This is a genomic window from Escherichia sp. TC-EC600-tetX4 (assembly GCF_019356055.1).
Classification (GTDB): domain Bacteria; phylum Pseudomonadota; class Gammaproteobacteria; order Enterobacterales; family Enterobacteriaceae.
Genome location: NZ_CP079924.1, coordinates 3,936,125 through 3,954,388 on the forward strand (window position 1 = coordinate 3,936,125; position 18,264 = coordinate 3,954,388).

Below are 18,264 nucleotides of genomic sequence, written 5' to 3' on the forward strand. Positions count from 1 at the left end.
ACGCCCCCTTAACGACATTCAGCTGATAGCTGGGTTAATAACTGCTGCTGACTCTCTGGTGGCAGTTGATAATTGGCGACACAGTGAGCATTTTCCTCTTCTCCCCATTTCACCTGAACTTTTCCCGCTAAAGGCATTCCGCTGAGGTAAACCTGACCATTATCCGCAACAATGCCGCTACTCTGGCTACTCTCTGATGTCACCATCGCCCCAAACGGCAGCGGCTTATTATTGTGGGTCAGCGTCATGAGCAGTTTTATCCCAACGCGCGCTTTAAACTCTGCTCGCACGATCGCCCCACGAGTGGGAACAACGTTAGCAACCGCGTTATCTAAATCGACGTTATCAGCCAGGGTATTGGTATCCAGCGCCACTCTATTTTCCCGATATTCAGTGGCATAAGGCAGCACGGCATAACCACGCCAGTCGGTACGCACCCCCGTCTGGTTTTCGACTTTTGCATCTTTTGCGCCAGGCGCTTTAACAAGCACCACCGTATCGTTTAACGGCTGCCCCAGCGTTACGCCATTGGCATGAGCCAGTACCCCACCGCTGACTCCGTAATAGAGCTGCTTAATATCATCGCTATGGCTGTAACCGATATTGGCATTGCCGTAACCACCGCGATAATTCAGCGTGGCGTAGCCTGTACTTCCGCTATTTCCATCGCCTCCCCCGGCATAGCCGGTTTGCACGCTATAGCTGAGGTTGTTGTCTTCCAGCAACGTACCGTATACACCAGCCAGATTGGTCATCCGACCGTTGAGATCGTGTGACATGCTGTAGCTGGCACTGGCATGTCGCCACTGAGATTTACTGTCAGAACGCAGCCAGTGGCTGAAAGGAATATTGACGTTAAGCGCTAACATCTGATCCCGTCCTTTTTGCCAGGCGTTTTTCGTCAGGCTATAGCTGAGCGTCCAGTTGATATCTTCGAACGCAGTATTTAATCCAGCCTGGAATTGCTCATCGACATTACTCGTTCCCCAATAAGTTTGATGGCTACCACTCAAATACAGTGTTGATGTGCGCCCGAGTTGCTGAGTAACGGTGAGTTGTAATTTCCCGCGTTTGTTATAAGCGAGGTTGTAATAGTCGGTGAATTTCGGCTTAACCTGAATAACTCCGTCCTGTGTTTCGATGTTGTAGCCATTCATTCGACTGTATGTTGTATCAGCGAAATTAAAATATCCGCTGGTCGAATAACGGTAACCCACTAACTGAATATTCGTGCCTGATTCATTGAGCGATTTGTTATAGAGAAAACGCACCGATTGTCCGTCATGCTGACTGTCATCGGGAAGTGTGGAATTAGCCTGCGTCATATCCACAGACAGAGCGCCCAGTGCCCCCATGTTTTTCCCGATACCGAAATTAAAAGCACGATAACGATCCGCCAGTTGCGTTCCACCATATATTGTCCAGCCAGCCGGAAGGCCGTGGAGTAATGTACTCTGGAAAAAGCGGGGTTTTTCCTGCTGCGCATTTCCACTACGGTATTCTCCTGCCGTAATGGAATAACGAGTATGCCCTTCACGTTGCAAAAGCGGGACTGACGAATAGGGTACGGTAAAAATCTGCGTGCTGCCGTCAGCCTCTTTGATCGTTACCTGCAAGTCACCACTATTACCTGCGGCATAGATATCGTTGATGGTAAAAGGCCCCGGTGGCACCGTACTATTATAAATGTCATACCCATTTTGTTTAATAGTGACCTGTGCAGTACCACGAGCAATACCGTGGATCACCGGGGCAAATCCTCTTTGACTATCGGGTAACATATTGTCATCTGAGGCCAATTGTGCGCCGCGAAAGTTAATACCATCGAAAATATCGCCCTGAGTATAACCATCACCCAGCGTCAGCCGGGAACGTAACGGTATTATGTCTCGCTCAAGCCAGGTATTGATATGCTGCCATTTATTTTTGCTACCTGATGATCTGTCGCTACTGTTATAACTCCAGGTGGTATTGTCGCGTAAACGCCACGCACCAATATTTAACCCACTCTGTAGGTTTAAATATGCATAATGGCTGTTACCCCCAATCCGATTCTGTACACTATTTCCGCTGAAATTATAATTGAGCAATCCGGCATTAATACCGGGATCCCATAACTCAGGAGGAATATAACCACGCGCGCGATTACTCATAAATGCCTGAGGGATCGTCAGGTTCAGTCGCTGCTGACCAACATCCAGATGCGCAGTAGCGTCCTGGACCATTGTGGTTAATGGCACACAGGCATCATCCGCCAGCAGATTCATACCGGCGACAGAAGCCGTATTCAGCCCCATACTGGCGAGTTGCGCGCGTGTCAGGCAGGGAACAATCCCTTGTTCACTGTCGCCCGTATTAAATGTGACATCACGCGTTGCCATATAACCATTATTCAAATAGATATCGACGCGATACGTCCCTGGCGGTAATTCTTGCCCATTTTCAAAACGCGATAAATCGGCCACAGCCTGGGGATCATCCGCTAAAAAGCGCGGATTAAAATAGAGGTCGGCAGATGACAAAGGTGCCTGTGCGGCAAAAGCACAGGCGACAACGAGTCGGACAAAAAAACCAGCCAAACGATGCTTACGAATATGCAAGCATTGTGTGTTTCGCTGGTAAAGTCTTAAATTCAGATATGACATTATTCCTCCGGCTTAAAATCACCCGGCAGTCAATTCTTTTTATTCAGGCGAAAAATTCCCCCTGCGTTATTCCATTACGCCCGTCATTTTGGGGGTAAGTGCGCCATAATCATTTATTGTTCGGTAAGTAATATTGCTTCCTGCATCAGAAGGCAATTTAACCGTGCTTTCGCCCATTGGAGGCACCAATGCATTTTCAAGAACCCGGGTTCCGGCATTCAACTCTGTTACCGTCAGGTAATAGGGTGTCGGGTTAATCAGCGTCAGAGAATTCGCGCTACGACGAAATCTTAATTTTTCTGCGGCCTGATCGGGTGGCAACGCTAATTTAGCCGGGCGATAGTACAGTTTAATGCGGCTGATAATTGCGAGCTGTAGCGTATTCTCAGTCAATTTTGATTTATCCATTGACGGAATCGCTTTAACGTTCATCCAGAATAAACTTTCCCGGTCCTGTGGCAATTGGTTATTTGTTGCATCAAGAATACGTAAGGTATTCTCTTTTTTTCCCTTCATCGCAAACAGAGGAGGCGTCACGATAAAACGACCATCCTTTACACCATCGGCATTTTCCACCCATGATTGAATTAAATAGGTACTATTTTCATCATTATTTGTCACGGCAAGTTGCACTTGTTTTTGCCCTGCCGGATAAATTACGCGAGTCGCACCTAAGGCCACTCCCGCTTCAGCGCGTCCGGCAACCATCATTGCCATGAACATCAGGATACCTGCCAGCAAGCAGAATGTTATTTCCTGCGATTTCCTTACATTGACGTTTTTATTACTCACTGTCCTGTTCCTGTTATCACATTATCTGCTGAACAATTACTGATAGGTTAAAGAGAACCAGGCCTGGGCATTGGCGATGCCGCCAGTAACCCGACGCCCGGTAGCACGATATTTGGCGATGAAATGTAGCGAAGTAGAGCCTGAATAAAGCCGTTTCCAGTTTGCTGGAGGACGATTAATCGGTACGAGGTTTCCTTCATCATCAAACAACGCTACGCCAATATTGGTGGCTATCCCTGGCCCCTCTCCCACGGAAAGCACATCCGGATTTTTACCATCCGCGACACCGTGAAACGCCACACCTACACGTTCACTCACCACCGTGCTACATTCCCGTAAATGAATAACAAAAGGCACCGGTGCGCTATCTTCCCCAACCGCATGAAACCGGTTACTGCTGATTTGCCCCATATTGACCGTCATTTGTTTATCACCGGCTTCAATCCGGCAAGTTTCCGCAATAATGACGCCCTGAAATTGCATATTTCCGCCGGGCAACGTGGTATTCCATTTATTTCCGGCCAGAGCAAACATTGGCAGCAACGACGCTAATAGAAATAATCTCTTCCTTTTCATCGTTATTTTTATCGCACAAGGGTGGGCATCCCTGCCCGTAATGACGTCCCTGAACCTGGGTAGGTTATTGATACTGAACCTTGAAGGTCGCATCCGCATTAGCAGCACCCGGGGTTGCGGCCCCGGTTGCAAAATAACGCGCCTGGAACGGAATGGTATTGGTTCCGTTATTCAGGGTTGTTTCTGAACTAAATGTCGCACCATCCAGCGTCAGCGCAGCACCCGTTCTGTCCAGGATCTGCACACCAACGTTTGTTGCGCTACCCGCAGCTGAACTCTGCAGAGCCAGAACGTTGGTATGACCCGCATCAATCGCCGTACCTAAAAAGGCAACAGCGGCTTTAGATGCAACATTGGTATCGCAATCATTCAGCTGAATGTTAAAACCGACAGCAGAACTGGTTGCTCCTTCCTGTGCCAGCGATGCGGTACGAACCTGTCCTAACTGAACGGTTTGATCAACAGAGCCTGCATCAACTGCGCAAGCGGCGTTAACAACTTCCCCTTTAAAGTGAACGGTCCCACCATTAACCGTCGTGGCAGCGGCCAGAGCCGCTGTAGAACTGAGGGACAGAGCCGACAGAACAACGATTGCCAGAGTTTTAATTTTCATGCTGCTTTCCTTTCAAAAAACTATTTCTAAATCGACATGGGCAGTCGTTCTGTACACTTTGTTTTGTCAACGAGTTTGACTGCCAACACTGCACAGTTTTCCCCCAAAAGATGAAACATTTGGGGCCATTTTGACTCATAGAGGAAAGCATCGCGGACAAACTTTTTCAGTTTATTTGTTGGCTTAATATTCTATTGTTATCTTTATTTATAGATGTTTATATTGCATGAGGTGGTTTTTGGAGAGAAGAATGAGGAAGATGCGTCGAGCCACAGAAACGTTAGCTTTACATATAGCGGAGGTGATGTGAAATTAATTTACAATAGAAATAATTTACATATCAAACAGTTAGATGCTTTTTGTCGTTTTTTAATATTTTTATGCTTGAGAAAAAATACGTAACTTATTTATGATATGGACAGTTTTGGCCCCATTGTCTTGTATTTATTTGTTTTTTTAACTTTATTATCAATAAGTTAAATCAAACCTCTTCTCTTTTTAATTTTTCGTTTATGAGATTATTTCTTTCCCATAATCCGGCAAAACGAGCAGCATTACTGGCGGTATAACGCACAGTATGGCGAATATTTCGATGCCCGAGATAATCCTGAATTAAACGAGTATCTGCACCACGCTCCGCCAATTCATAACCGCAAGCATGCCTTAACATATGAGGATGAGTCTGCGTTACGGTTCCAGCTTCAATACCGGCATCGCGAATAATGCGATAGGCCTGCTGGCGAGAAAGCCGACTCCCGCGGCGAGAAATAAATATAGCGTCAGTCCGGTCAGCGCCTTTCCAGTTAGCACGTTCCTGGGTCCAGCGTTCCACGGCTTCACGCTCATCAAAACGTAACGGGTGAACGGTAGAAAATCCGTTCTTCAGTCGGCGAATATTTATTCTACCTTCATTAAGGTCAAGGTCCTGATAATGCAGATCAAGCAGTTCACTAATACGCATCCCATGCCGATATGCCAACAGAATAAGACAATAATCTCTGGCTCCCGTTGCCCCGTAACAAACCGCCTGCATCATGGCCTGAACTTCTTTACCGGTAAGATAACGACGTTTACTCACAATAGTAGTACTCCTAACTGAGATATATTTGAATGAATACCTATAGGAAACCTCAATCGGTCAAAATTAGCCCAATAGATAAAAAGATAACCACACACGGAGTGATGTGGCTATCAGTCAATTACATTAAATATCATACAAAAATAAAATATCACTGATGTGACAACATCTATTTTCATTGATTTGATTCAATATAACAATAGATTGCAGTGGATTAACTTCCAGTTGCTTAAAAAATAAAGAAAAAAGTGCGGAAACAGGAGATTTTAAGTGATGTGTAAATTTATGAATGATTTTGTTTATTTATTTTGAAGAACATAAACCATTGTATTTTGTATGGATATGGTTAACTTAATGTTTATTATGATAATTAAGAATCACACTTACAATAACATCAATTAATAAATGGTTAATCATTTTTGATATATCGTAAGAATAATGTAGTTTTTAACACCATCCCTGGTATCTCAACTATCTCTATAAAACAGCGTGACGCTGTCGTCCTCTGGCTCTATCCCAGATGCCGTAAAAACGCCCTGCATTGCTGGCGGTATACCAGACAGTATGACGAATATTGCGATGCCCAAGATAATCCTGGATAAGTCGCGTATCGGTGATGCTGCCAACTTACTGATTTAGTGTATGATGGTGTTTTTGAGGTGCTCCAGTGGCTTCTGTTTCTATCAGCTGTCCCTCCTGTTCAGCTACTGACGGGGTGGTGCGTAACGGCAAAAGCACCGCCGGACATCAGCGCTATCTCTGCTCTCACTGCCGTAAAACATGGCAACTGCAGTTCACTTACACCGCTTCTCAACCCGGTACGCACCAGAAAATCATTGATATGGCCATGAATGGCGTTGGATGCCGGGCAACAGCCCGCATTATGGGCGTTGGCCTCAACACGATTTTACGTCACTTAAAAAACTCAGGCCGCAGTCGGTAACCTCGCGCATACAGCCGGGCAGTGACGTCATCGTCTGCGCGGAAATGGACGAACAGTGGGGCTATGTCGGGGCTAAATCGCGCCAGCGCTGGCTGTTTTACGCGTATGACAGTCTCCGGAAGACGGTTGTTGCGCACGTATTCGGTGAACGCACTATGGCGACGCTGGGGCGTCTTATGAGCCTGCTGTCACCCTTTGACGTGGTGATATGGATGACGGATGGCTGGCCGCTGTATGAATCCCGCCTGAAGGGAAAGCTGCACGTAATCAGCAAGCGATATACGCAGCGAATTGAGCGGCATAACCTGAATCTGAGGCAGCACCTGGCACGGCTGGGACGGAAGTCGCTGTCGTTCTCAAAATCGGTGGAGCTGCATGACAAAGTCATCGGGCATTATCTGAACATAAAACACTATCAATAAGTTGGAGTCATTACCCGCGTATCTATTCCCATATTCGCCAAAGCAAAACCACACGAATGGCGTAACATGTGCGGATGAATCTCCAGTGACAACCCGGCATTACCACCGGAAGTCGAGATAATATGGTAAAACTGTTGCCGAGAAAGCGGATTCCCCTTACGTGATAAAAATACCCACTCGCTCTCAGCATGCGGGTACGAAGTACGGATACTCAACCAGTTTTTTAAAGCCTGAACTTCTTTATTCAATAGCGGGTGCGTTGTTGAAAAGCCTTTTTTTAATCGATGGATATATATACACTTTGCCTTAAGATCAATATCCGAAATCCTCAATCGACAAATTTCACTCGCCCGGAAACCATGAATAAAACAAAGCAAAGTCAGACAATAATTACGTGCTGCATGAGGCCCGGTATTTGCTGCTTTAAGGAGTGATTCGATTTCACTATGGGTCAGGAAGTTCCTTTTTTTGTTATCAGCCTTATTCTTCATCGTTTTTCCCTTATAATTACAGACGCGCACTAGCTGTGCTGGGTTAGCAATAATCCAACATTTTTATCCTGATTATGTTTATAAAAGCGAACGTTTGCTTAATAACTAACGTAAGTGGACCAGTTCTTCTGAGTGAACTTAAATGGAGTAGCAACTGTTAATTATAATAACGTTGCCATACAAACGCCATGCTCTTGCATGCTATGTACCTTTATATATTTATCAATCGGATACGAATCTAATAATAACCCTCATCATTAATGCAACTAATCTTATCTATATATCATGTGATATGTTCTGTAACAAGTAAAATCAACATAAAAAATTCAGCAAAATTTAATATTCGTTCAACTAGCCGTCTCACATATGACATTATTAGTCAACTCCATTTGCCACAAAATGGCTATTTCATGGAGCGCAGTAATTTCTTAGTGGCTATTATCATGCTAATTCTTAGGTCCCTAGCGATTATTCCTGCTGATTCGTCAGCTTACGCCATGAGATTGTTACATTCCTTTTTATCCTGGAGATATGGGGGAACGCAGGAGATGATTTTTTCATCTACATTCGTTGGTAAATATAGCTTTGGTCACTACGACTTAAACCTTCCTCAATCACAGCCATTCGCCGGGCGATACGGCAAACAAACTAAGTGAAACATCATCCTGAAAACACCAACATCAACAAGCCTCTCCAGATCGACTTCAGAAGTGACCAGTTACAAGCCACAAACCAGGAAACATATTTCATGATGAGAATTATGCTCAGCCTGATGGCGGGTAAACACTGATTTTCACCAAGCTCACTGAGTTAGCTTGCAAAGCTCCCCTTGTTTAGACTCTAAACAAATTATTTATAAAACAAATAGTTAAACTAAGATCTTTAGTTTTTGAAGACCACCGCAAGTGTTCGTCTGGCTTCACATGGCATCTTCCTCTTAGAAAAAGATCGACATATTTTGTGACACGAATTGCAAATCTGGTTTTGTTGTATGGATTGCGTGATTTTTGATCTGGTATAACAGGTATAAAGGTGCACCAAGATAGTCAATGAGACAGGGCATCTCGCAATCTATGGCAAACATCACTTCAGTTCTTTCTCATCGGGTGATGAAAACGCACTTCAGTCTGAAAGGAATATGAAAATGAGATCAACAGACATTCTATTTTATGACTCTGGGTAAAATGGATTGAGTAAGTGATATAGCTTACGAACATTCAAATCAATTAAACATCAGAAGAGATTTTATACTCAGGTATTTAATCTGGATCTCTGTTTATTTAAATAATGTGAAAAGAGATTTTTCACAGGAGACCTTATACAAAAAAATATAAAATACAGCTACCGGTTGCCAAAGACACTATAAGCCTGGCAAAAAAATATTACACAACATAAATGCTAATTGTTTATGCGGGCTTTGTATTGCTTTCTGTATCCTACAAATGAGTGAAATTTATGAAAAAGGCTAAAATACTTTCTGGCGTATTATTACTGTGCTTTTCGTCCCCATTAATTTCTCAGGCTGCGACACTGGACGTACGTGGTGGATATCGTAGTGGAAGCCACGCCTATGAGACTCGACTCAAAGTCAGTGAGGGATGGCAAAATGGATGGTGGGCAAGCATGGAAAGTAATACCTGGAATACCATTCATGATAATAAAAAGGAAAATGCCGCACTCAATGATGTTCAGGTTGAAGTTAATTACGCGATTAAACTTGATGATCAATGGACGGTGCGCCCGGGAATGTTAACGCATTTTAGCAGCAACGGCACACGCTACGGACCCTACGTAAAACTGTCCTGGGACGCGACAAAAGATCTTAATTTTGGCATTCGCTATCGTTACGACTGGAAAGCTTACCGACAACAAGACTTATCCGGTGATATGTCTCGTGATAACGTTCATCGTTGGGATGGATATGTCACTTACCATATTAATAGTGATTTCACCTTCGCATGGCAAACGACGCTATACAGCAAACAGAACGATTATCGCTATGCAAACCATAAGAAATGGGCGACGGAAAATGCATTTGTTCTACAATACCATATGACGCCCGATATTACGCCATACATAGAATATGACTACCTTGACCGTCAGGGTGTTTACAACGGCAGAGATAATTTATCGGAAAACAGTTATCGCATTGGTGTGTCATTTAAACTGTAGTAGACAGGAGACAGTCACAATGAATAAAACAATAACGGCGCTTGCTATCATGATGGCTTCATTTGCCGCAAACGCGTCTGTATTACCGGAAACTCCTGTGCCATTTAAAAGTGGTACCGGAGCAATTGATAACGACACTGTCTACATTGGTTTAGGTAGCGCAGGTACGGCATGGTACAAGCTGGATACACAGGCCAAAGATAAAAAATGGACAGCGTTAGCTGCATTCCCTGGCGGACCAAGAGATCAAGCAACCTCTGCATTTATTGATGGCAATCTGTATGTGTTTGGCGGCATTGGCAAAAACAGCGAGGGCTTGACTCAGGTATTTAATGACGTACACAAATACAACCCCAAAACCAATAGTTGGGTTAAATTGATGTCGCACGCGCCGATGGGCATGGCGGGCCATGTGACTTTTGTACACAACGGCAAGGCTTATGTTACTGGTGGTGTTAACCAGAATATCTTCAATGGCTATTTTGAAGATCTCAACGAGGCTGGAAAAGATTCAACCGCTATAGATAAAATCAATGCTCACTATTTTGACAAAAAAGCAGAAGATTATTTCTTCAATAAGTTTCTGTTGTCTTTTGATCCCTCAACACAGCAATGGAGTTACGCTGGCGAATCGCCCTGGTACGGAACGGCTGGTGCGGCGGTTGTGAATAAAGGTGATAAAACCTGGCTTATTAATGGCGAAGCCAAACCAGGATTGCGAACGGATGCCGTATTTGAACTTGATTTCACCGGTAATAATTTAAAATGGAATAAGCTTGCTCCCGTCTCATCACCAGATGGCGTAGCTGGCGGTTTTGCGGGGATAAGCAATGATTCTCTTATATTTGCCGGAGGGGCCGGATTCAAAGGTTCACGAGAAAATTACCAGAACGGTAAGAACTATGCGCATGAAGGCCTGAAAAAATCATATAGCACTGATATTCATCTTTGGCATAACGGGAAATGGGATAAATCGGGTGAATTATCGCAAGGTCGGGCCTACGGAGTATCATTGCCCTGGAATAATAGTCTATTGATTATTGGCGGTGAAACTGCAGGCGGCAAAGCGGTGACGGATTCAGTTTTGATCACTGTGAAGGATAATAAAGTCACAGTACAAAACTAACGCTTCAGGGCCCCGGTAAAGGGGCCCTGCTATCAATTTGTCATTTCAATTACGCGAAATTTATATGAACGCAATAATATCGCCCGATTATTACTATGTTCTTACCGTTGCTGGTCAGTCTAATGCCATGGCGTATGGCGAAGGACTGCCATTACCGGACAGGGAAGATGCGCCTCATCCCAGAATTAAACAATTAGCGAGATTTGCGCATACGCATCCCGGAGGCCCGCCATGTCACTTTAACGACATTATTCCACTGACTCACTGCCCACACGATGTTCAGGATATGCAGGGTTATCACCATCCTCTGGCAACGAATCATCAAACACAGTACGGCACCGTTGGCCAGGCACTGCATATTGCACGGAAATTACTGCCCTTCATTCCTGATAATGCAGGGATTCTTATCGTTCCGTGTTGCCGTGGCGGATCGGCTTTTACCGCGGGCAGCGAAGGGACATATTCAGAACGGCACGGAGCCAGCCATGATGCTTGTCGTTGGGGAACGGATACTCCGCTGTACCAGGATTTAGTCAGCAGAACGCGAGCCGCACTGGCAAAAAATCCGCAGAACAAATTCCTCGGCGCATGCTGGATGCAAGGCGAATTTGACTTAATGACCAGTGACTACGCGTCACACCCTCAACACTTTAATCATATGGTTGAAGCCTTTCGTAGGGATCTAAAACAATACCATTCTCAGCTTAATAATATTACTGACGCGCCGTGGTTTTGCGGCGATACCACCTGGTACTGGAAAGAAAATTTCCCGCATTCGTATGAAGCTATTTATGGCAATTATCAAAATAATGTTTTAGCCAATATTATTTTCGTCGACTTCCAGCAACAAGGTGAAAGAGGACTGACGAACGCGCCTGATGAAGACCCGGACGATTTAAGCACGGGATATTACGGTTCAGCGTACCGGTCACCGGAGAACTGGACGACGGCACTGCGAAGCAGTCATTTCAGCACTGCAGCCCGTCGGGGGATTATTTCTGACAGATTTGTAGAAGCAATTTTGCAGTTTTGGCGCGAAAGGTGAGCGGGGAGTTTATTCATGGGGGATGTCCTTGTTCGTTCTCAGAGTAGACAACAAAAAACAAATGAGATCAAGGTAATATCTCTTCACTTGCGGGCTCGAACAGCAGGCAATTGCCAATATAATAATCTGGCACAAGGGTGAAAAACGCGCACCGCATAAACCGTTGTTATTGCTTACAGATTAGCCGGATGCCTTAATAGACATCCGCGCCTTTTCGATTATGGCTCGGAAATCTACGAACATCTACACAGTTTACTGGAACGTTTTGGGCCACAGCGTTCGCAGCACCGTCCTGATATGCCGTTCTGGCGATTATAAGTCGACGGATTCTGGCAAATAGACGATGATGATATGCTTAATGATGTTCAAAGAAATTAGGCCATTATTATATTATTGCTTGCATTTTCTTTCATTCCTAAAAGCACCCGCCATTAATCCCAGGCGCATTATGCAAAGGAAAATGATTAGGTAAACAATAAGATTTATAATCAGGAAAGGCGACTCGCAATAAAACGGAAAGTCGCCTTAACATTGGTAAAATATGCCCTTTACTACTCCTGTATCATGAACGGCTCATCACATTTAAAGCTGACGTTGATCCAGACTACCATATATTGCCTTTATTTCATTTTTTACGCCTTCACCACGGTACACCAAAGACGTATCGTATCGTTGATACTTATCTTCCCGTGTAGCACTGAACCAGTTAAAAGATCCGACACACAGCAGTTCTTCATCCTCAATCACAATTTTGCTGTGAACACGATTAACCAATTTCGTAGCGATACCCATCTTATTGAGCTTTTCAACAGCATCATTCAGCAGATGTTGTTTCTCCTGACGCTTATCATCATCGACATGCGCTATATTGCAGTTTTTATCCGTCACCACGGTAATATCAATGCCCCGGGAACGGGCCAAAGCCATTGATGCCAGAAATCCCGTTTGCTCCACTTTTTGCCAGGATAACCAAGGGGAAATAATCGTTATTTTCTTTTGAGCTCCGGCAAGAGTCTTGTTCAAAAATTCATCATGCTGCTCCACACCATGCAGCGTTGAAATTTGTGTATGTGCGGAAATTAAATCCTGTCGTTTCTGAAACTCAAATTGCAACGCATTATTATCTGAAGAAAAGAGATATTTTGCCAATAACCCTCGCGGCGAAAATGCGGGCTGCATCTCGATAAGGTCCATATCGCCAAATACCAGAAAACTATCTTTAGCGCGTGAGACAGCAACATTGAGGATAGTGCTGTTGCTATCAAGAAACCTGCCATCTTCATGTTTTGAGTAGACAGGAGAAAAGAGAACAATCGCCCTTTCCGCCCCCTGCAAGGAGTGCACAGTCCCCACTGTCAGTAAACCCTGCTCGTCTTTGCCATTAATTTCCAGCTTACGCAATGACATTTTGATAGCATTAACCTACGCCGAAAATGGCGTCACAACACCAACAACTTTGTACAGTGGTTCCCCGTAATGGCGCTCTATATCATCCTTATGTGCCACCAGCCATGCTGCTATTGTTTCAGCTTCAAGAGGGCTATGACGGCTCCCTCCATTTGGCTTCATGCCTCTACCATCAATATGTAAATATCCCATTGCGGGGAAAATCGTCCTTTTTCCATCCCTCTTTTAGGCTGCAACTTACCGTGATAGCAAAGTGAGTTACAGTAGTCGATGATGTTATTGAAACAGCGACGATGCTCATACAGATACATTCCGCGCTCGAACTTGGGATCATACTGGTAGTGAGAGTTGAACTGGGCTACCTGCATTACGCTGCCAGATGCTGCACTTTTTCCAGACCCATTTATTATCGAATACGGTGACCGCCTGAGCGGCCACCTTTAATCGTGGGCAGTTACACAGAATTATTTACAGGGTCTTGCTGGGAGTTCTTACACTTGCTCGCGATATTCAATTGGCCATTGTCAACAAATGACGCAGGTTTTGATTGGTGATATCTATTTACGTCAGCAATGCGATGTGTTTTGGCTCGGCTATACCATCAGTCCCGCTTATGCTCGCCAGGGATATGCAATTGAAGCAATTACCGCCACGATTGACTGAATAAAAGAGAACGGTTTTTCACTCATCAAAGCCGGTGTGAATCCGGAAAATACCCTTTCAAAAAAATTACTTATCAGGATTGGCTTCAATTTTTCAAGCATCGAAGATGGGTGAGCATATTTATGTTCTGGATTTAACAAAAGGAGAATAATCTCCCGAAGGGAAAAGCCGATGAGGCCATTTCAGGCGTACTTCAACATGCATTCGTCAGTGTCATCTGCCTTTTCCAGTAAATGGGTTGGCATTCAATTTCCAAAGTACATCACACTTTTTCTACTGAAACATATCCCTCCTATAACTACGTGTTAATATTCGCTCCGTAAATACCTTTCAACTCAACCCGAGGCTTTGATGCTGGAGAATGTAATCATCCGATAATCAGTTCCCCGACCTTTTCAGGCCGGACTGATTATCAATGCGCCGAAATCGAATGCGGACACCGCGGTGTGTTTGCACGTTTTGCACATGATGATTAAATAGGTTCTTCAGTATGAATTTATCCCGTCAGGAACAACATACCTTACACGTTCTCGCTAAAGGTAGACGTATTGCGCACGTCCGCGATTCTTCAGGCCGCGTCACTTCCGTTGAATGCTACAGCCGCGAAGGGCTGTTGCTGACCGACTGCACGCTCGCCGTCTTCAAAAAACTCAAAACCAAAAAACTTATCAAGTCCGTCAATGGCCAGCCCTATCGAATCAACACCACCGAGCTGAATAAAGTTCGCGCTCAGCTCGATAATCGCTAAGGAGAGTTTCTATGACAGTACACCACTTCACTTTTCATATCACAGATAAAAGTGATGCCAGTGATATCCGGGAAGTCGAAACCCGCGCATTTGGCTTCAGCAAAGAAGCCGATTTAGTGGCCTCTTTACTTGAGGATGAAAGCGCGCGCCCCGCGTTATCGCTGCTAGCCCGGTATGAAGGCAAAGCCGTCGGGCATATTTTATTTACCCGGGCAACCTTCAAAGGAGAAATGGATTCACCGTTGATGCACATCCTCGCTCCCCTGGCGGTCATACCGGAATACCAAGGGATGGGCGTGGGAGGACGGTTGATACGCACTGGCATCGAGCACCTGAGGTTGATGGGCTGCCAGACGGTTTTTGTTCTCGGCCACGCCACCTATTACCCCCGACATGGGTTCGAACCCTGTGCCGGAGACAAAGGCTATCCGGCACCTTATCCCATCCCGGAGGAGCACAAAGCCTGCTGGATGATGCAATCACTCACCGCTCAGCCCATGACCCTGACCGGCCACATCCGGTGCGCAGACCCTGATGAAACCGGAGCACTGACGTGAATAACAATCTTGTTGTGTCCTTTTTAAGGCTTAACCCAATAACAGGAATTAAATAATGGATATCCCACGTATTTTTACCATCAGCGAAAGTGAACACCGCATCCATAACCCGTTCACCGAAGAGAAGTACGCCACGCTGGGTCGCGTGCTGCGCATGAAGCCGGGCACCCGCATTCTTGACCTCGGCAGCGGCTCGGGCGAGATGCTCTGCACCTGGGCCAGGGATCATGGCATTACGGGGACTGGCATCGACATGAGTTCGCTCTTCACCGCGCAGGCAAAGCGTCGCGCGGAAGAACTCGGCGTCAGCGAACGCGTACATTTTATTCATAACGATGCGGCCGGTTACGTCGCAAATGAAAAATGTGACGTGGCGGCCTGCGTCGGCGCGACATGGATTGCCGGTGGGTTTGCCGGGGCGGAGGAGCTGCTAGCGCAAAGCCTGAAACCGGGCGGGATCATGCTTATCGGCGAACCCTACTGGCGTCAGCTACCAGCAACAGAAGAAATAGCCCAGGCCTGCGGCGTCAGCTCGACAAGCGATTTCCTGACGCTGCCAGGACTTGTCGGAGCGTTCGACGATCTCGGCTATGACGTGGTGGAAATGGTACTGGCAGACCAGGAAGGCTGGGACCGGTATGAAGCCGCAAAATGGCTGACCATGCGCCGCTGGCTGGAAGCGAATCCTGACGATGACTTCGCCGCCGAAGTCAGGGCCGAACTAAACATCGCGCCGAAACGCTACGTGACCTACGCGCGGGAATGCTTTGGCTGGGGCGTGTTCGCACTCATCGCCCGGTAACAACAGGTTCCCGGTATTTCTGGCTGGAAATATCGAGGCTTTACCTTTGCTTTGATCTGATGTATCACCTGCACAATACATATTCAGTATGTTTATTAATCAAGATGTCACCATAAGGAGCATCATATGTCACAACATGAACAGTTCTGTCAGGCTTGCGGAATGCCGATGTCGGCACCAGATGCACACAGTGCCAGTGATCAATATTGTGCGTAATGCAGCGACAGCAACGGCAATCTCAAACCCTGGGAAGAAGCGGTATCAGGTTTAGCCAGCTTCCTTGATTCCTGGCAAAAAGTCGGCCCGGAGGAAGCACATAAGCGTGCAAAACGTTATCTGACGGCAATGCCAGCCTGGGCTCATAAAGCGGAGAATGATTTGAGCTGATTATCTATACTCCCTCTGAATCTATTCAGGAGATCCGATGTTTTCTTACATTATGCTGGGAACCAACGACCTGCCACGCGCCATTACATTCTAAGATCCGCTGATGGAGATGCTGGGGTATCCACGTGCAGGACGTAATGAAGAGGGAGCGTCCTGCAACAAAGTGGTGCTATAACAGTTACCGCGTTTTATTCATCCTCATTATTTCAACCATAATCACTGGTCTCTCCAGCCCGTAACTTTCACAAACGTTGAGCGCTTTTATTCCACTCGGCTCACATAATTTTTTATTTGTTCAGCTTTGCGCGTTTTCACGTGAACGTTCTCACAATTATTCGACCAGTCTGCGCCTATAAAACGCTCAACGAGTGATTGTTTTACGGTCTACGGAGATAGCTATGTCATTTTCTGTGCAGGAAACCCTGTTCTCGCTTTTGCAGCACAATGCGATTTCAGGACACGAAAACGCTGTCGCTGACGTCATGCTGTGCGAATTCAGGCGTCAGGCAAAAGAGGTCTGGCGAGACAGGCTTGGGAATGTCGTCGCGCGCTACGGTAGTGATAAACCCGATGCGCTGCGACTGATGATTTTTGCGCATATGGATGAAGTCGGTTTTATGGTGCGCAAAATAGAGCCGTCTGGATTTTTACGCTTTGAACGCGTAGGCGGTCCTGCGCAGGTCACTATGGCTGGTTCCATCGTCACCCTCACCGGGGACAAAGGGCCAGTCATGGGGTGTATCGGCATTAAGTCCTACCACTTTGCCAAAGGCGACGAGCGCACGCAGTCACCTTCTGTCGACAAACTGTGGATTGATATTGGTGCCAAAGACAAAGACGACGCTATACGGATGGGCATTCAGGTCGGTACGCCTGTCACTCTGTATAACCCGCCGCAACTCCTGGCAAACGATCTGGTGTGCAGTAAAGCACTAGACGATCGTCTAGGCTGTACTGCCCTGCTCGGTGTAGCGGATGCTATCAGTACTATGGAGCTTGATATCGCCGTTTATCTGGTGGCTTCGGTACAGGAAGAATTTAATATCCGCGGCATTGTTCCCGTATTACGCCGTGTAAAACCTGACCTGGCGATTGGTATTGATATCACTCCATCGTGTGACACCCCTGATTTACACGATTATTCCGAGGTCAGGATTAATCAGGGCGTTGGGATCACCTGCCTGAACTACCATGGTCGGGGAACGCTGGCCGGATTAATCACGCCTCCTCGCCTGATACGGATGTTGGAACAGACGGCTCTTGAACACAACATTCCGGTGCAGCGAGAAGTGGCTCCCGGCGTGATAACAGAAACCGGTTATATCCAGGTTGAGCAGGATGGTATTCCCTGCGCCAGTCTCTCTATTCCTTGTCGCTATACCCATTCTCCGGCGGAGGTTGCCAGCCTGCGTGATTTGACTGATTGCATCCGCCTATTGACCGCTCTGGCAGGTATGTCAGCAGCACATTTCCCCGTTGAGCCTGATTCAGGCACTACACAAGAGGCACATCCATTATGAAAAAGATCCTTGTGGCATGCGGTACCGGCATGTCGACTTCAACCATGATTGCACACAAGCTGCAAGAGTTCCTGACTGAACAGGGCATTTCAGCCACTACCGCCCAATGCTGTCTGAATGAGATCCCTCTTAACTGTAACGGTATGGACCTTATTGTAACCTCCATGCGAACCAACAGTGATTACGGCATCCCTACGCTTAATGGCGCCGCCCTGCTCACAGGGATCAACGACGACGCGTTAAAACAACAAATCAAGGCTCTGTTAACTCAATAAAA

Annotated in this window: 15 protein-coding genes and 6 pseudogenes; 13 read left to right on the forward strand and 8 right to left on the reverse strand. The window is 46.1% G+C overall.

From position 1 onward, the window contains the following. Positions 1-8: 8 nt before the first annotated feature. The 6 genes and pseudogenes from fimD to KXD89_RS19150 all read right to left on the reverse strand — a co-directional run. Positions 9-2,645: a fimbrial usher FimD gene (fimD, locus tag KXD89_RS19125; protein WP_000121002.1), complete on the reverse strand. Its 2,637-nt coding sequence runs from the start codon at positions 2,643-2,645 to the stop codon at positions 9-11. 66 nt (positions 2,646-2,711) lie between these two features. After that, positions 2,712-3,437: a type 1 fimbria chaperone FimC gene (fimC, locus tag KXD89_RS19130; protein ID WP_000066560.1), complete on the reverse strand. Its 726-nt coding sequence runs from the start codon at positions 3,435-3,437 to the stop codon at positions 2,712-2,714. 36 nt (positions 3,438-3,473) lie between these two features. Next, positions 3,474-4,013: a fimbrial protein gene (locus KXD89_RS19135; protein ID WP_000824114.1), complete on the reverse strand. Its 540-nt coding sequence runs from the start codon at positions 4,011-4,013 to the stop codon at positions 3,474-3,476. Positions 4,014-4,077: 64 nt separating this feature from the next. After that, complete coding sequence (gene fimA / locus KXD89_RS19140) at positions 4,078-4,626, reverse strand: type 1 fimbrial major subunit FimA (RefSeq protein WP_000695564.1); 549 nt, start codon at positions 4,624-4,626, stop codon at positions 4,078-4,080. Between the two features lie 481 nt (positions 4,627-5,107). Further along, a complete protein-coding gene (gene fimE / locus KXD89_RS19145; protein ID WP_000044711.1) occupies positions 5,108-5,704 on the reverse strand; it encodes a type 1 fimbria switch DNA invertase FimE in 597 nt (198 codons plus the stop codon). 477 nt (positions 5,705-6,181) lie between these two features. Continuing rightward, positions 6,182-6,316 (reverse strand): annotated as a pseudogene (locus tag KXD89_RS19150) (integrase); the annotation flags it as partial. 55 nt (positions 6,317-6,371) lie between these two features. On the opposite strand from KXD89_RS19150, the gene KXD89_RS19155 reads away from it, so the two are divergent. Continuing rightward, a protein-coding gene (locus KXD89_RS19155) for an IS1-like element IS1A family transposase (RefSeq protein WP_094096600.1) occupies positions 6,372-7,069 on the forward strand; the annotation gives its coding sequence in 2 pieces (ribosomal slippage) (positions 6,372-6,621 and positions 6,621-7,069; 699 coding nt in all). 8 nt (positions 7,070-7,077) lie between these two features. On the opposite strand, the pseudogene fimB reads toward KXD89_RS19155, so the two are convergent. Then, positions 7,078-7,560, reverse strand: a pseudogene (gene fimB, locus KXD89_RS19160) (type 1 fimbria switch DNA invertase FimB); the annotation flags it as partial. 1,455 nt (positions 7,561-9,015) lie between these two features. Here fimB and nanC point away from each other — a divergent pair. The 4 genes and pseudogenes from nanC to KXD89_RS22345 all read left to right on the forward strand — a co-directional run. Further along, positions 9,016-9,732: an N-acetylneuraminic acid outer membrane channel NanC gene (gene nanC, locus KXD89_RS19165; protein WP_001295734.1), complete on the forward strand. Its 717-nt coding sequence runs from the start codon at positions 9,016-9,018 to the stop codon at positions 9,730-9,732. A 19-nt stretch (positions 9,733-9,751) separates the two neighbouring features. Then, on the forward strand, positions 9,752-10,858 hold the full coding sequence (nanM, locus tag KXD89_RS19170; RefSeq protein ID WP_001309184.1) for an N-acetylneuraminate epimerase: 1,107 nt from the start codon (positions 9,752-9,754) through the stop codon (positions 10,856-10,858). 64 nt (positions 10,859-10,922) lie between these two features. Next, a complete protein-coding gene (locus KXD89_RS19175) occupies positions 10,923-11,903 on the forward strand; it encodes a 9-O-acetyl-N-acetylneuraminic acid deacetylase (protein ID WP_000991438.1) in 981 nt (326 codons plus the stop codon). A gap of 109 nt (positions 11,904-12,012) precedes the next feature. Next, positions 12,013-12,218 (forward strand): annotated as a pseudogene (locus tag KXD89_RS22345) (restriction endonuclease); the annotation flags it as partial. Between the two features lie 267 nt (positions 12,219-12,485). Here the strand turns inward: KXD89_RS22345 and yjhR are convergent. After that, positions 12,486-13,726 (reverse strand): annotated as a pseudogene (yjhR, locus tag KXD89_RS19180) (helicase YjhR); the annotation flags it as partial. Between the two features lie 115 nt (positions 13,727-13,841). Between yjhR and KXD89_RS22350 the strand changes: the two are divergent. The 8 genes and pseudogenes from KXD89_RS22350 (at position 13,842) to sgcB (ending at position 18,262) form a co-directional block, all read left to right on the forward strand. Further along, on the forward strand, positions 13,842-13,973 hold the full coding sequence (locus KXD89_RS22350; RefSeq protein ID WP_001309182.1) for a hypothetical protein: 132 nt from the start codon (positions 13,842-13,844) through the stop codon (positions 13,971-13,973). Between the two features lie 490 nt (positions 13,974-14,463). Next, positions 14,464-14,721, forward strand: coding sequence for a YjhX family toxin (locus KXD89_RS19190; protein WP_001054376.1), 258 nt, complete (start codon positions 14,464-14,466; stop codon positions 14,719-14,721). An 11-nt stretch (positions 14,722-14,732) separates the two neighbouring features. Further along, positions 14,733-15,278, forward strand: a complete 546-nt coding sequence (locus KXD89_RS19195; RefSeq protein WP_001309181.1) for a GNAT family N-acetyltransferase — start codon at positions 14,733-14,735, stop codon at positions 15,276-15,278. A gap of 55 nt (positions 15,279-15,333) precedes the next feature. Beyond that, a complete protein-coding gene (locus KXD89_RS19200; RefSeq protein ID WP_000354251.1) occupies positions 15,334-16,080 on the forward strand; it encodes a cyclopropane-fatty-acyl-phospholipid synthase family protein in 747 nt (248 codons plus the stop codon). A 168-nt stretch (positions 16,081-16,248) separates the two neighbouring features. Further along, a pseudogene (locus KXD89_RS19205) lies at positions 16,249-16,467 on the forward strand (hypothetical protein). A gap of 37 nt (positions 16,468-16,504) precedes the next feature. Beyond that, a pseudogene (locus KXD89_RS19210) lies at positions 16,505-16,621 on the forward strand (VOC family protein); the annotation flags it as partial. A gap of 244 nt (positions 16,622-16,865) precedes the next feature. Next, on the forward strand, positions 16,866-17,987 hold the full coding sequence (locus KXD89_RS19215) for a M42 family metallopeptidase (protein WP_000010829.1): 1,122 nt from the start codon (positions 16,866-16,868) through the stop codon (positions 17,985-17,987). Continuing rightward, the gene (gene sgcB, locus KXD89_RS19220; protein ID WP_000722973.1) at positions 17,984-18,262 is read left to right on the forward strand and encodes a PTS sugar transporter subunit IIB SgcB; all 279 of its coding nucleotides are present in this window, start codon (positions 17,984-17,986) and stop codon (positions 18,260-18,262) included. The genes KXD89_RS19215 and sgcB overlap by 4 nt, the downstream gene beginning before the upstream one ends. Positions 18,263-18,264 lie beyond the last annotated feature (2 nt).